This window comes from Terrimonas ferruginea DSM 30193 (assembly GCF_000425585.1).
GTDB classification, from domain to species: Bacteria; Bacteroidota; Bacteroidia; order Chitinophagales; family Chitinophagaceae; genus Terrimonas; species Terrimonas ferruginea.
Genome location: NZ_AUDS01000032.1, coordinates 1 through 15,921 on the forward strand (window position 1 = coordinate 1; position 15,921 = coordinate 15,921).

The 15,921-nt window shown below is 48.4% G+C and carries 11 protein-coding genes; 4 read left to right on the forward strand and 7 right to left on the reverse strand.

The features are described from left to right. The 5 genes from H608_RS22175 to H608_RS0111800 form a co-directional block, all read right to left on the reverse strand. Window positions 1–207: DUF4372 domain-containing protein (locus tag H608_RS22175; protein WP_038008322.1), on the reverse strand; the 207-nt coding region annotated here is incomplete at its 3' end. A gap of 176 nt (window positions 208–383) precedes the next feature. Further along, window positions 384–3,989 carry a BamA/TamA family outer membrane protein gene (locus H608_RS0111785; RefSeq protein WP_038008324.1) on the reverse strand — a complete coding sequence of 1,202 codons (3,606 nt, stop codon included), beginning with the start codon at window positions 3,987–3,989 and terminating at the stop codon, window positions 384–386. Continuing rightward, a complete protein-coding gene (locus tag H608_RS0111790; RefSeq protein WP_028787852.1) occupies window positions 3,989–4,840 on the reverse strand; it encodes an SdiA-regulated domain-containing protein in 852 nt (283 codons plus the stop codon). Before H608_RS0111790 ends, H608_RS0111785 begins: the two co-directional genes overlap by 1 nt. Before the next feature lie 6 nt (window positions 4,841–4,846). Beyond that, entirely contained in the window at window positions 4,847–6,862 is a 2,016-nt protein-coding gene (ppk1, locus tag H608_RS0111795; RefSeq protein ID WP_028787853.1) for a polyphosphate kinase 1, read from the reverse strand. A 5-nt stretch (window positions 6,863–6,867) separates the two neighbouring features. After that, the gene (locus H608_RS0111800; protein WP_028787854.1) at window positions 6,868–8,070 is read right to left on the reverse strand and encodes a Pycsar system effector family protein; all 1,203 of its coding nucleotides are present in this window, start codon (window positions 8,068–8,070) and stop codon (window positions 6,868–6,870) included. 158 nt (window positions 8,071–8,228) lie between these two features. Here H608_RS0111800 and H608_RS0111805 point away from each other — a divergent pair, with 158 nt between their 5' ends. From H608_RS0111805 to H608_RS0111825, 4 genes are all read left to right on the forward strand, one after another. Continuing rightward, window positions 8,229–8,822: a TetR/AcrR family transcriptional regulator gene (locus H608_RS0111805; RefSeq protein ID WP_028787855.1), complete on the forward strand. Its 594-nt coding sequence runs from the start codon at window positions 8,229–8,231 to the stop codon at window positions 8,820–8,822. Between the two features lie 128 nt (window positions 8,823–8,950). Beyond that, window positions 8,951–10,168, forward strand: a complete 1,218-nt coding sequence (locus H608_RS0111810) for an efflux RND transporter periplasmic adaptor subunit (protein WP_051268254.1) — start codon at window positions 8,951–8,953, stop codon at window positions 10,166–10,168. Window positions 10,169–10,273: 105 nt separating this feature from the next. Further along, on the forward strand, window positions 10,274–13,423 hold the full coding sequence (locus H608_RS0111820; RefSeq protein WP_028787857.1) for an efflux RND transporter permease subunit: 3,150 nt from the start codon (window positions 10,274–10,276) through the stop codon (window positions 13,421–13,423). A 33-nt stretch (window positions 13,424–13,456) separates the two neighbouring features. Next, the gene (locus H608_RS0111825; protein WP_028787858.1) at window positions 13,457–14,863 is read left to right on the forward strand and encodes an efflux transporter outer membrane subunit; all 1,407 of its coding nucleotides are present in this window, start codon (window positions 13,457–13,459) and stop codon (window positions 14,861–14,863) included. A gap of 90 nt (window positions 14,864–14,953) precedes the next feature. Here the strand turns inward: H608_RS0111825 and H608_RS22180 are convergent, their stop codons facing one another. Further along, window positions 14,954–15,379 (reverse strand): helix-turn-helix domain-containing protein, encoded by a 426-nt coding sequence (locus H608_RS22180; RefSeq protein WP_051268255.1) that lies wholly within the window; start codon window positions 15,377–15,379, stop codon window positions 14,954–14,956. A 12-nt stretch (window positions 15,380–15,391) separates the two neighbouring features. Next, window positions 15,392–15,724 carry a type II toxin-antitoxin system HigB family toxin gene (locus tag H608_RS0111835; RefSeq protein WP_028787859.1) on the reverse strand — a complete coding sequence of 111 codons (333 nt, stop codon included), beginning with the start codon at window positions 15,722–15,724 and terminating at the stop codon, window positions 15,392–15,394. Window positions 15,725–15,921 lie beyond the last annotated feature (197 nt).

Genomic DNA, 15,921 nt, shown 5'->3' on the forward strand with positions numbered 1-15,921 from the left:
TTTTGGTTTATGCGCATTGATGCAAACAATAAGATCCCTTAGACTTTCCCGATTGCTTAACTGTCCAAATATCATACACATGAACTGATGCCAACAAGTAAAATGTCTGACACCTTTGTTACCATTAAACATCTTGATACAACGATCAAAAACACGACTGGGTAAAAGCAACACTGCCTGCGCAAAGACATATTGTCCAGAATTCATAAGCCTCTGATTTTCATAAAACTAGAAAATCAGTAGTTTCAAATCGTCACCGCCCTAAAAATGCTTGAAACACACGACTACCAAGACTTTCAAAGAACTTCAATTAAATTATACCGGACACTAGTGAATACTTATAACTTATAACTTATAACGGCTGTTTCCTCCCATACGCCTTCTCAAAAACGGAAACCCATCGTAAAGTACGGGTACCATCCTTCATGCGAATGTCCCATTACCACGTTGAACGCAACCATCGACGCCGGAGCAAAATAAATACCAGCACCCGTTCCATTGTGCCATTTGCCTGAATTGTCACCCGATTCCCACACGCGGCCGATATCCCAGAACCCTGTAATGCCAATCTGTCCGGGCAATATGTAACTTCCGACATCCGCAATCTTCACCCGCAATTCCAGGTTGTTATAGAAACTATGCTGACCCGCAAAACGATACTGGCGATAACCCAACAGGTTTCCATGCCCGCCAACAAAAGCCGATTGATAGAATGCTGCTTTGCCAAAACCGATCACTCCGCCGAAACGATCCGCCAGCACAATTGAAGCCCGTGCATTCAGACTTTTATACAAAGCCACTTCCTGTACCAACTGCCCGAAATCCGCCGCATATTCTCCCGTTCCTTTATAAGCATGTATCCGCGTGCGCACATAAGTTCCCCATTGCGGAATTACTTTGTTGTTACGCTTGTCCGACACATATTCAATAGCCGCACCCACATGCAGTTTGGCTCTTGCAATCGTAAGACTGTCATACGAACCAATAGCCGCCGCCTGTTCAATAAACCGTCCGCGGTTATCTTCCGGATCAAAGCGATAGTAATAAAGCGAAGGGCCGATATTCAGGTGACTGCCTTTCGCTCCGCGCCAACGCAACGACGGTTCAAACAGATAGGTGCTGAAACGTGTGCGGTAATAACGGATATGGTTATCTTTTTTATTAAACGAAGTCTCATTGCCCCGGCCAAAAAAGTTCACCGTGTTATTGGGAGCCCGTATCTGCGCCTGCACCACTACATCGGCCTTACCGATCACCTGTATCCATTCCCCCGTATAACGGATGCGATAGGCACTGGTGGAAAAAGAATGTGCCACGGAGAACTGCTGCAGGCTTGCATAAGGATATTTTCTAAACCCTTCCTGCCGTATATGACGGAAACCGCCGCCGAGAATGAATCCATCGTCGAGGTTAAGCCCCAGGCTGATCACCGGCATCCAGATATTGTAAAGATTAACGGGTGTGAAGGCCGTGTGCAAACTGTCGTCGGACAAACGGCGCTTCAACCGGTTTGACGGATCGCTTACTATCGAACCATTATCGGTATCGTACACGCGCACCCTGCACGGACTTCGCTGCACCACATAGGTTTTTGCATCTTTGCCACCGATCAGGCGCAACTTTATCGACGAACCCGAATCCGCAACGATCACACTGTCTTTACCATTGTGCAGGTAAATCCTGATTTCCCTGGTCAGTTGCGGATCGAATGTTTTATCCATCAATTCATCCTTCACCTGTCCCTCCTTGTTCACTTTATTCATTTGCACACGCAGTCCGCCTTCTTTGGTTCCCGTGATCGATACGCGTTCATTTTTATCGGTTGCCTGTATGTCGACAATTTTTTGTGTGAAACGATAATACCGGTCCATCGCTTCCGGTAATTCATCGCGGCGCGCCTTCAATGTTGACAGCAATTGATCATGCCGTAATTGATAAGCACTCTCCGGTAAGCGGCGAAGCCCCGCTTCCAGTACGGAATCTGTGAGTGATGCTTTTACACGCTCGGCTTGTTTACGCCATTCTTCACGGCTGAATTGCATCGAAGGATAGGTGTTCACAAATCTTGTCTTAAACAGCAACCATTTTACATGCCGCATACCGGGATCAAAATCGCGCAGCGTTGGTAATATATAAGAACGCGATGCCAGTTTAGGAAAAATGCCCCGCGTTAAATGAAACACCTGGTCCCTGTCGCGCGGCACCGGCAGGTAATCTTTTGATTTGCCCTTTCCATCATCGCGCCAGCGCCATTGATCTTCATGACGATCCCAGTCACCCAAAACAGCATCGAGCATACGGGCGCGCAACATCGTCTTGCCGTGAAGCGTGTTATCATTGTCTTTGCGCAGGTTCTTTTTCATTTTGTCGGAATTATCCGACGAACCAACAGGTTCCCGTTCTTCGAACAGGGCCACCATGTTGCCGAAGGTTTTTCCATATACGCCCAAGGCCGTATCGGGAGACACCACACCAATTACGGGATTGGAATGCGGCACCTGTACTGCATTGGCCAACGGCGGAACGATCAACGCGGAAAACGGATGTTGGGCACTCGTAACATCATCGAGCCAGTCGCGCGCAAAACTTTGCTTCAGCCCTTCGGGCAAAAGTGCATCCGGACTTTTTTCCACGCTGCGGATGACCCATTCTTTTCCGTCTTTGTCTGCAAGCCTCAACGACTTCGATTGCATACCGCCACCGAGTTGCAATGGTGTCAACCCACCTTTCATTTCACTGATGCGCAATACAGGTAACGTCGTTTCCGCCGCCCACTCCTTTCGATAATTTTCCCCGAACAACCAGCGATGCAAACGTCCGGGTTTGTCGTAGGAAGGATGCACTTTTACGGTAACACTGTCGGTAGTGATCGGTGTTCCCGCCAGCGGATCCGCTTCGCTGAATGAACGGTATGACTGGCGATAACGGTATACCTCTTTTACCTGCTCATCTTCATAAATAAAATATTGCAGCAGCAGATCGCCATTACTGAGCAGGTCGGCAATCACGAATCCCTGTGTGGATGCGGCAAATAATGAGTGCCGCCCCCGGATGGCTGCCGTATGTTTTGCGCCGGCACCGCTTACCACTTGCAGGCGTTTGTTTTTGATCAGTTGAAGACCGTGCTCATGCCCGGCTACATACACAAGATTGGGCATACTGTCAAACACTGCTCCTACTTTATTGATCATGTCTTTGTACAAAGGATGACCAAGGTCTTCAGGATTGGCAAATGTTTTACGTAAAAAAGGATACAGCGAACCTACTCCCGGTAACGGAATGTATAATTTAGGATTAGCTGCGGTCAGGGGAAACAAATGATCTTTCCAGGTAAACCGGCCGCCGTGCGAACCATAACTATTGAACGGGTGATGCGAAGCGATCAGGATCGTTCTGTGCCGGTAACGGTACCGCAACTCTTCCAGTTTGGCGAGTACATCGCGTTTATTACCGCAGGCACAGCCTGCATCATCATTGTCAACGGCAAAAGGATATACCCACCATTCACTGTCATAAGCGATCACCACCAGGCTGTCCCCTAAAGGAATGGCCACCGGATCGGGACAACCATTCGCCGGGATCAACTGCAATAAGGAATCGCCCTGGTCCTGCAGAAACTGTCCCTGCTCACGGATCCGCGCCAGCCCTTTGGGGCCGGACCGATCCCAATCATGATTGCCCGGGACAAAATAAACCGCCGCCCCTTTCGCCCGCATTGGTACAAACTGTGCGCGCAAAATATCACGGGTTACTTCCGGGTTCTTTTCACCGGGAAGCGCCATGCCATGCGGATAAATATTATCACCGAGAAAGAAAACCGTTGTTTTACCGTTGGCGACCATGCCGGCAGCAGCTTCGAGGGCCTTGTGCTGGGCACCATTGATCTCTCCCGCATCACCAATAAGAATGACACGCTGCCGGATACTGTCCTGCGCCATAGCGGAGAGACCGGATAACAGATATCCGGCCAGTACCAAACAGGTTATCATTATTTTTTTCGCTGTTGCCATACAAAACGCAGAATATTACCATTGGTCAGATCATCTCCTTCGTTGGAGATGTAAAGATTTCCATCGCTGTCAAATGCAATGCCTTCGGGCTGGTTGAAACGGTTTCCATTTAATGGATAAGTGGCTTTCACTTTCCATTGCGCATCGGTGATCACGAGCAATTTATTTACAGCAGATAAAATATACCATTCATTCGTTAACGGATGACGCGCCAATGCCGAAGGCCGGAAACCACGTTTCACCTTTCCGGCAACTGTTGACAGTTGTTTTTCATCAATAAAAAAATTCCCGGTCACCATCACAGAATCTCCGCAGGTGAGGATATAACCGGAAACCCTGTCTGTTGTTTTGTCGCCGGGGCAATTTTTACATAAAACATAAAGGCTGTTGTCTTTTGCATCGGCAAAAAGTGATTCGTATTCACCGGGAGGCAGCAAACCTTTCCATTCCCGCGTGCTATCGGTTTCGGGGAAATGGCGTTCCTCAAAAGGAAATGTATAGAGTGAACCATTACTTTTCAGTACAACGGCTTTGTTAGCCAGCAGTGCGAGGTCTTCGTAGTCACCTTTCTTGGCAAAACGCGTGTGGGTCTGTTTTTTTACCTTCCACGGAAGCGCGAACAACTTTCCTTCTTCATCCTGGATGGCATAAACCGTATCTGCTTTTCCCTGGTAAAAAGCAATGCCCGATACTTCGAGCAGGCTCTCCGGAAGATTGAATTTTTCCGGTTCATTGAAATCATAACCCGGTGGGTCAGGATCTTTGCTGTTCTGACTGCAAGCCGTTCCCAGCACCAGCAAGACCACTATGTATGGTAAAATAAATTTCATGCAAGATTATTGTTGTTTACCTGATAACCACAGCCAGCTCTGTTCCTGCGCGCGTACGATTGCATCGCCGGCAACCGGCTGTTGTTGCAACTGATCATTTAACTGTACGCCCCGCGAATTATCGGCCCATTGCCATTCGGCCAGTTGTTGTATGGTTTCCTTTGCCTTCGCATCTTCCACGGGAAAACAAACTTCGATGCGCCGGTAAATATTCCTGTTCATCCAATCCGCCGAACCCATGAATACCTCTGGGCTTCCAGCATTATGGAAAATAAAAATGCGCCCGTGTTCGAGATAACGATCCACCACCCGGCGAACCGTAATGCCTTCGCTGACACCCGCCACGCCCGGCACCAGGCGGCAAATGCCGCGGATCACCAGGCGCACTTCCACACCAGCCTGGCTGGCTTCGTACAATTTATTGATCATCACTTCTTCTTCCAGGTTGTTCAGTTTGATCAACACGCCGGAGGGCCGGTCGTTTTTCGCTGCTTCGATCTCCCGGTCGATCAATGCAATAAAACGCTGCTGCAGGTTAAAAGGCGCTACCAGCAGATGATTGAACAAGGGTGCATCGGAAGGATCGGGCTTTTTCTTTTTACTAAGCCATTCAAACAACGTATTCAATTCTTCCAGCAGGTATTGCCGGGAAGTCAGTAAAATATGATCCGTGTAAAAACGTGCCGTCTGCTCATTGAGGTTGCCGGTTGCCAGCAAACCGAGCAATGGTTTCTCCGGATGCAACCGCTTGATCAACGCCACTTTTGCATGTACTTTCAACGCATTGCTGCTGTAAAGAATGCGTACGCCCGCTTCTTTCATGCGTTTGGCCCACCGGATATTATTGGCTTCATCGAAACGCGCTTTCAATTCTACGAGTACGGTTACTTTTTTGCCGTTCATCGCCGCACTGATCAATGCCTGGCAAATACGCGAATCACTGGCTACACGGTAAAGCGTGGTGTATATTTCCTGAACCTCCGGATCGATGACTGCTTCGTTAAAAAAACGCAGCACCGTTTCGTAGGATTCATACGGCGGATTGACTAATATATCCTGCTGTTCGATTGATTGCAATAATGTTTTTTCCGGCAAAACTGTATTGGCCGCAGGCCATACTTCATATTCCCAACCGGCACCGCCGACGGGTAATTTAGCCAGGTCGCGTAAATGGTGATGCCTGCCACCTTCCACCACTGCCGCGGCCTGTAATCCAAAACGGCTGATCAACTGCTGCAGATGACGCAATGAAATACCTGGCTCATACAGCACGCGCGTGGCAAGACCTTTATCGCGTTTACTCAATAATTTTTCCAGTTTCTCGGCCATATCTTCTCCGTACTCGTCTTCCAGGTCCAGTTCAGCATCGCGGGTGATCTTGATATTGCTGGACGAAATAATGTTCATACCGGGAAAAACCGAAGGCAGGCAGTAACGGATAATGTCTTCCAGGAAAATGATAAAAACAATTTCCTTGTTTTTTATTTTATAAAAACGCGGCAGCGTTTCCGAAGGAATATTTACCAGGTAATGCTGTTCATTTTTCTCCCGGTCTTCGGCAACTACCGATAAATACAATTGGTTGTTTTCGGGGAAAAAATCCTTTTTATCCGATAACGAAACGGGGCGCAGTAATCCGGCCACATCGTTATAAAAATATTGCTGCACCGCTGCTGCCAGTTCTGCGGGAATGGATTGATGATACAATAATGTATACCCGCGTGAATCCAGCGCGGGCAGCAGCTGTTCATTGAGCAACTGACCAAAAAATTCCTGTTGCCGCGAGATAGTATCTGTGATCTTTTTAAACAACTCCGGCGCTTTCTTTTTCTTCGCTACCCTTTGCAAAGCAAGAACAGCCGGCATACGCACGCGGTAAAACTCATCCAGGTTGGAAGAATAAATAGCCAGAAAACGAAACCGTTCGAGCAAGGGCAAATCGCTCCTGCCGGCTTCCAGTAATACACGCTCGTTGAATAAGAGCCAACTGAGATCCCTGTCGAAAAAAATGGGTGATGACATATTGATCAGCTAAAAAAAACAACGGCAACCATAAAAGCCAGCACAGAAATAATAATCCCGAACATGAATACATTATACCCTTTGCGCAGCAAACGGTATTTGCGCCCGAGCACCACACCCTGCGAATACACATCACGTGTAAGGCTTCCGTAAAGGAAGTCGCGGTCGTTCATCATCTGCTGCATGCCTTTATTGTATTCTTCATAACTCATGCGAAAGAAATTACCAAAGAACAGCAGGTTCACTTTTTTATCCGATATATCCTGCGGCGTGAATCTTCCTTCGGGTAATGCGGGGCGTGTGGCCAGAATGGAAAAGACCAACGTAGTGACGCAAACAGTCAACAATAACACGGTTGGTATAATGAGATGCGGATTGTCTTCGAGTTTGCGCAGTAATACACTCAGCAATACCGAAAGAATGATCGACGTGGTGGTGATCATGATATTGGCCTTGTTGTCGGCCATGTCGCTGAGGCGCTGGTGGTTGTTGGAGCTGATGCGGAACATCGTTTCGATGCCGCGCTCGGGCCTTTCAATTTTTACTTTTTTAACCACCGGCGTTTCCGGTACAGTTCCTTGTTCTGCTGTCATCATAAGGGGTGCGGGCGTATCCGATTCTTTTTCTTTCAACAGTTGAATGTTGGCGCGCTTGCCCTGTTCGAGCAGATCGCGGACATAATCGGTATGGTAAAGATGTGACTCCAGCAATTTGAGCGTACCCTGCCGCCATTCAGACTTACCGATCTTTTCGCCTTTGCGCCACTCCGCTTCTTTGCGCATTTTTTTATTGAGTTCGATGAAACGGTCGGTACCGAGATGATAAAGGTCTGCATCTGCCACGATCTTTTCCAGCAGGGTAGCCGGGTGCTGGGGCATGCAAGTAGCCATGATACAATTACGCACGTCGGAAATCACGAACTCATCTACGGCCTGTTGCTGCAAAAATGCAGTAGCCAGTTCCGCCCCACGGCGTTCATGCTCGGTAGCACCGCTGATATAGTAGCCGGCATCGTGAAACCAGGCAGCAGCGCACACCACAAAAAAATCGCGGTCGTCGAGCTTGTAATGCCGCGCTATCTGCGCCGCACTGGCGACTACCGCCTGTGTATGGGAGAGATTGTGATAAACGAGTTCCGGGTTTTCATGGGTATGAAAGAAACGGATCATTTCATTTTTAACATCTTCCAGCAGTTGCACATAATTCATGAGCAGAAAAATTTTGCGTGAAGGGCTTGTGTATCAAAGGTAATACAATGATTGATGAGGTAACAAACAGGTGCGGCAGGATGTTTTAACAAATAAAAATTTGGTGGAACCGATAAAAGGGCGCTAATTTTGCTAACAGTGTTAGGTAAAACAAACTCATGGGTATTACAGAACGACGCATACGGCAAAAAGAAGAAGTGCGGCATCGCATTCTTGAAACAGCCTGGCAGATAGTCAGGGAAGAAGGCTGGCAGGCATTGTCGATCCGCAAAATTGCGGATGCGATCGAGTATAGTGTTCCCGTGGTATACGACCACTTTGAAAACAAAGAGGCAATACTCGAAGATTTTTCCCGCCAGGGTTTTGAACTGCTGGTAAAAAAACTGCAGGCCGCGAAGAAGAAATCCGACGATCCTGCCACACAATTGAAGCACATGGCGGATGCCTACTGGCAGTTTGCGATGCACAACCGTGAATACTATCAATTGATGTACGGGCTGGGCATGGCTTGTTGTGAAATGCAGAAGTGCGCACCAAAAGAACAGATATTCACGGACCTGGTGATGGAGCCTATCCAACGCATTCTCGATAAGCACGGCAACAAAGAGGCTAGCCCCTGTATAAAATACCACACTTACTGGTCTGTAATGCACGGGCTTATTTCCATTAAAATGGTCGCCGACTCAGGAGAACTGAATAAGATGGTATTGGACGATGCCATTGCCGGATTCATTAAAAATTTAGAAAAATAATTTTTTTGCCTTTTTAGTTAACAATGTTAGGAAAAATAGTGTTGTTATAATCCATAACGCCAAAACCGTTTAATCATTCCATATTGATTTCATTTTTTAACCGGGGTCATGCCCCTAACAGCCTTTCTATGCGTGTACCGATCAAAAAAACCAACGTAACCCGCCACCATCCCAGGTTCAACAACATTCCCGCTTTGCTGCTTCCCGTGGCAGCCGGTGTTTTATTGTATGCCTGCACTCAATCTTCGGGCAGCACGCCACCACCAGTCACCGCCCCTGCCCTGCCGGTTGTAACCATACAAACAGCTCCGGCCATTACCTACCGCGATTTCTCCGCTTCGCTTGAAGGCAAGCAGGACGTAGAGATCCGCCCGCAGGTAGATGGTTATCTCGAAAAGATCTTTGTCGACGAAGGAGCTTTTGTACGCAAAGGCCAGCCACTTTTCAAGATCAACGACCGCGCTTACCGCGAGCAGCTCAACAACGCGAAGGCCATTTTGCTCAGCGCAAGGGCCGGTCTGCGCAGTGCCGATATTAACGTATCGCGTCTGCAACCACTCGTGGCCAACCAGGTAGTCTCGGATGTGCAACTCAACACGGCAGATGCTTCACGCAGCGGCGCAGCCGCCGGTGTGGCACAGGCTGAAGCACTCGTGCAGGCTGCCGAAGTGAACCTGGGTTATACACTCATCACCGCGCCCGCCGATGGTTATGTAGGAAGAATTCCTTTCAAAACCGGCAGCCGTGTGGGGTTGAATACCATCGATCCCTTGACCACCGTATCAGCCGTCAAAGAATTGTATGCTTATTTCTCCATGAGTGAAAAAGATTTCCTGGTGTTCGAGCAATCATTTCCCGGTAATTCTGTGGAAGAAAAATTGAAACACCTTCCTGAAGCAGAACTCGTGCTGGCCGATAATTCGGTTTATCCCTTCAAAGGAAAAATTGAAACGGTAACCGGGCAATTCCAGCCCGGCATGGGATCGATCAGTTTCCGCGCAGTATTTCCGAATGCCGAAGGACTGCTTCGCTCGGGCGGTACCGGTCGCGTACGCATTCCGCAAAACAGCAGTCATTTCCTGGCCGTACCGCAGGAATCCACTTTTGAATTGCAGGACAAAGTATTTGCCTTTGCCGTTCGCGATAGCAACAAGGTATTGGGTGTGCCGCTTTCCATCAATGCAAAAAGTGGCAACTACTATCTCGTAGACAGTGGCCTGCACGCCGGTGACCGCATCGTCTACTCCGGCATCGATCGTTTGAGAGACGGCACGGTGATACAGCCGCAAAACATTTCATTCGACAGCCTTCTCCGCAACAACCCTTTGAACACGCCTTTGCACTAATTATTATCAACCAATAAGAAGATGGGCATCACGGTGCCGACAGAAGTGAAATGATCTTCTGCCAGGCACCGTTTGCCCTGATCAATCACTAACAAATCCAGACGGATGCTCAAACGATTCATCGAACGCCCCGTATTGGCAACAGTCGTATCTGTACTGCTTACCTTACTCGGCCTTTTATCCCTTTACACTTTACCGGTTACGCTGTTCCCGGATATCGCACCACCGACGGTGCAGGTGACCGCTACTTATCCCGGGGCCAACGCAGAAGTAGTGGCGCGTGCCGTGGCCACTCCATTGGAAGAAGCCATCAACGGCGTGGAGAACATGACCTACATGACATCCACTTCCAGCAATGACGGCACACTTGCGATCAATGTATTTTTTAAACTCGGTACCAATCCCGACCTCGCGGCCGTGAATGTGCAGAACCGCGTATCAAAAGCGGTGAACCAGGTGCCGCAGGAAGTAGTGCAGGCGGGCATTGCCACACAAAAACAACAGAACAGCATGATCATGGTGCCGCTGATTTACAGCACCGACAGCACCTATGATGAAACCTTTCTGCAGAACTATGCCAAGATCAATATCATTCCCGAGATTCAACGTGTACCGGGTGTAGGTCAGGCCATGGTATTTGGTGCAAAAGATTATGCGATGCGCATTTGGCTGCAACCCGACCGCCTTACCGCCAACAATCTTTCGGTACAGGAAGTACTTGGTGCCATTCGTGAACAAAACATCGAAGCCGCACCCGGACGGTTTGGCCAAAGTTCCAATGCTTCCTTTGAATATGTATTAAAATACAAGGGCAAGCTTACGCGAAACGAAGACTATGAGAATATCATTCTCCGCTCCTCGCCCGACGGATCAGTGATCCGGTTGCGTGATGTGGCGCGGGTGGAATTCGGTTCTTTTTCTTATAGTGCCAACACCCGCATCGGTGGCAAACCCGGTATCGGTATTGCCATTTTCCAGACCGCCGGTTCCAATGCCAACGATATTCTCACATCCGTAGACAAAGTATTGCAGAAGTCGGCTACGAATTTCCCTACCGGCATTTCCTACTTCAATATGTATAATGCCAAAGAGTTCCTCGACGCGTCGGTGAGCCAGGTGGTACATACATTGCTCGAAGCATTTGTGCTGGTGTTTATTGTGGTGTTTATCTTCTTACAGGATTTCCGTTCCACCCTGATCCCTGCGATTGCGGTACCCGTTGCGATCATTGGCACCTTCTTCTTTATGCAGTTGTTTGGCTTTACCATCAACCTGCTCACCTTGTTTGCATTGGTGCTCGCCATCGGTATTGTGGTAGATGATGCAATCGTAGTGGTGGAAGCGGTGCATGCCAAAATGGAACGGACACGTTTGAATGCAAAACAGGCAACGATACAATCCATGAAGGAAATATCCGGCGCCATCGTGTCCATCACGCTGGTGATGACGGCGGTGTTTGTACCGATCGGATTTATGCAGGGGCCTGCCGGTGTTTTTTATAAACAGTTTGCTTTTACCCTGGCCGTTGCGATCCTGATATCCGCCGTGAACGCATTGACATTAAGTCCCGCCCTGACTGCGCTGCTATTGAAAAACAAGCACGCCTCTCCCGAACACGAAGGAAAAAAGTTGAGCTTTAGCAAACGTTTTTTCAAAGGTTTTAATGCAGGTTTTACGGCCACTACCAATAAATATAAAAATGCGCTGCGCTTCCTGCTTCGCCGAAAATGGGTGGCATTGACAGGTTTGGCATTGGTAACGGTGGTTACTGTCTGGATGATGAAGCGGACGCCTTCTGCCTTCATCCCCACCGAAGACCAGGGCTTTATCATTTACTCCATCAACCTGCCACCGGGATCGTCGCTGGACCGTACGGAAAAAGTGATGGCTAAAATGGATAACCTGTTGAAAAATGTGGAAGCCGTTGACAAACTCGGCAGCGTTGCCGGACAAAACATTGTAGCCAACTCGAACAGCTCTGCCTATGGTGTAGGTTTTATCCGTCTGAAACCGCATGAAAAGAGAGGAAAAGTAAAAGACATCAATGCACTTGTTGGTGTGCTGAATCAAACCCTGAGTCCGATTACTGAAGCAAGTATATTCCTGTTTGTTTATCCGACCGTGCAGGGCTTTGGCAATACCAGCGGCTTCGAATTCCTGGTGCAGGATCGCAGCGGCGGTTCACTTGATAAACTGGGACAGGTAGCCAATGGATTTATTGGTGAACTGATGAAGCGTCCCGAGATCGCTTATGCCTTTACCACTTTCAATACCGGCAACCCGCAATACATGCTGGACATCGATGAACCGAAGGCGCGTCAGCTGGGTGTGCCGATAAGTGACCTGTTGCAAACACTGCAAGTCTATTACGGCAGCACCTTTGCATCGGACTTCAACCGTTTTGGCAAATACTACCGCGTCATTGCGCAAGCCGATGTGAGTTATCGCGCTGACGAAGCATCGCTCAACAGCATTTTTGTAAAAAACACGCGCGGAGAAATGGTACCGGCCAATACATTGGTAACCTTAAAAAAAGTATACGGCCCTGAGACCGTCACCCGTAACAACCTGTTCAATGCCGTTTCCATCAATGGCATGCCGAAGCCCGGTTATAGTTCAGGCGATGCGATTCGCGCGATTGAAGAAGTAGCGGCCTCCTACCTGCCACGCGGCTACTCTTATGACTGGTCGGGCATGACGCGCGAAGAGCGGGAAGCGGGAACCGCGACCACTGTCATTTTCCTGTTGAGCCTTGTATTTGTCTACTTCCTGCTGGCGGCGCAATACGAGAGTTATATCCTGCCGCTCGCCGTGATCCTGACGATACCGACAGGTGTACTGGGTGTGTTTGCTTTCATTAATCTCACCGGAATAGAAAACAATATTTATGTGCAGGTGGGACTGATCATGCTGATCGGATTGCTGGCAAAAAATGCAATCCTGATCGTGGAGTTTGCAGTACAACGAAGAAGAGCCGGCAAAACCCTGGTCTCCTCGGTGATGGAAGCATCGGCCATGCGGCTGCGTCCCATCCTTATGACATCGCTGGCATTCATTGTGGGACTGATGCCATTGACATGGGCCACCGGAGGATCCGCGTTGGGCAACCGTTCCATCGGCACCGGCGCGCTGGGTGGTATGCTCACGGGTGTGGTGTTAGGCATTTTCATCATACCGGTATTGTTTGTCATCTTCCAATACCTGCAGGAACGTATTCGCCGTCCGCAGCCGGCAGAGCAGGAACAACCTATCTAAAAACAAATTGACTCAAAAATATTTTCAGCAATCATGCGCAATATTTTATTTCTCTTATTAACCATCACATTGATCGTTTCGGGTTGCCGTGTTGGCCGCGATTACCAGCGACCAACCCTTAGTCTGCCGGTACAACTGGACAGTACGGCAACAGCAGGCGATACAGTAAGCGTCGGCGACCTGCCCTGGGCTGCATTTTTCAAAGACAGCCTGTTGCAAAAACTGATCAGCCAGGCCGTAGACAGCAACCAGGATCTGCAACTCGCCATGCGCCGGCTGGACATAGCCGGCAAGGAAGCCGCACAAGCACGTCTTATTCAATTACCCGAAGTGCAACTGCAGGTAAATGGTCAGCTCAACAGACCATCAGACAACAGCCTGAATGGCTTAAGCACAAAAACATTTTTACAGAAATCGTATATCGAAAATTACCAGGCGGCCTTAACGGTAAGTTGGGAAGCAGATATCTGGGGCAAACTCCGCAACCGTCGTGAAGCAACCCTGAGTGAATACCTGCGCACTACAGAAGCTACTAAAGCTGTGCAAACACAAATCGTTGCCGAAGTGGCAGAAGGTTACTACAACCTGCTGATGCTCGACCGGCAACTTACTATTGCACGACGTAATCTTGCATTGAGTGATAGTTTTGTTACCGCTACGCGGTTATTGAAAGATGCAGGTCAGGTTACGGGTCTCGCATTGCAACAAGCCATTTCGCAGCAACAAACAACGGCGTTGCTGATACCGCAACTGGAGCAGGACATTGCGATACAGGAGACATCGATCAACTACCTGGTTGGCAGTTTGCCCGGTCACGTGCAGCGTGGTCAATTGGAAGACGGGCCGGACAACAACAGTTTGCCGGCGGGACTGCCCGCGGCATTGGTGGGGCGTCGTCCGGATGTGCAGGCCGCTGAATGGTCACTGCGGGCAGCGAATGCGAGAGTAGGCGTGGCAAAGGCAAACATGTATCCGGCGCTGACGATCACCGCTGGCGGAGGTTTGGAAACGTTCACCGCGAGCAACTGGTTCAATCTTCCGGGTTCGTTGTTTGGTTTGGCGGCCGGTTCCATAGCGCAGCCGATCTTTCAACGCAGGGCTTTGCGTACGCAACATGAAATAGCACAGATAGAGCGTGAAGCGGCTGTCACCACATTCCGCCAATCCGTACTGCGCGCTGTTGGTGAAGTAAAGAACGGATTGGTGCAACTGGATAAGCTTTCTGTGCAGGATTCATTGGCAGGTGCGCAGGTAAGTAATCTGCGTGATGCCGTGAAAAATGCGCAGTTGTTATTCAAAAGCGATATGGCGATCTACCTGGAAGTGCTGACGGCACAGAGCAATGCACTACAAGCGGAATTGAACCAGGCGAGAATACGGAGAAGCCGTTTGAGTGCGGTAACGCAGCTTTATAAAGCACTCGGCGGAGGATGGAGGTAGCTGATTTGATGATTTGAAAATTTGGTAATGAAACAGCCACCGGCCTGTTCGCTTATTGATGAACAGGCCGGCATGGTAAAAAAAGTTATGTCAAACCATTTTCAACCCTTTTCTCCTGACAGCAGCAATACTTGTCCCTATCAGGGCATAAGGCCGGTTAAATGCCTCCTGGGATACGTTGAAATGCATCGCCAACTTCCGGATCACTTCTTTTGACAATCCCTTTTTATAGTGCAGGATATCGGAAACATAACCTTTGCTTACTTCCAGCAGGTCAACCAGGTCTTTTGCTTTCATCTGCCGGTCGGTCATCAGGGATTGCAGCAGTGTGACAGGATCGCTCTCTTCAAATGACGAATGATCTGCATCCCATTTTTCAATCAATAGCGTAAGTAAATCGATTTCATCTTTGGTATTACGGTCTTTTGCGCCGGAGAACACCAGTTGTTCGAGTTTGTTGCAATATTCTTTATACTGCTTCTTACCAGAGATCACTTTATATTTTAATGTTGACATAAGAGTTACTTTTTAGTACATGTTTACTATAAATTGTTTATTGCCATCGCATAATTTTGCATATTCCGCGTGAGTACCAATCCAGCAGATAAATAGATGCACCTGATTCTCACCAAATGCATATTTACCTATCATCCTGTAATTGTTACCCCCAATATCAAAAACCGCTCTGCTTGATCCATTCCCCAATAAATCTGCACATGGAAACGTCTCTAATATATCAGCTGGTCTCCACCAATCGGCGTATTTAATCCTAGTTTGCCATTCATCAAACGGCTTTTTACTTTGAATATTTTTAAAAATAAATTCATCTATCGTACTTCTTCTTATCAAATGCACTTTCATAACAAAGGTATAGTTTTTTTTTAATAGTTCTCTTTTAGAGAACATTATTATTTTAATAACTTATCACCGGAAAAATATTGCACCTGGATAACAAGTCAACGATGAAAAGCACAGGAAATCACCGCTTTTTTCTTAAATACGAATAGTCATTTGCCTGAACCAATAAAAAAATGCCCCGCTGTTTGCGGGGCTGATGG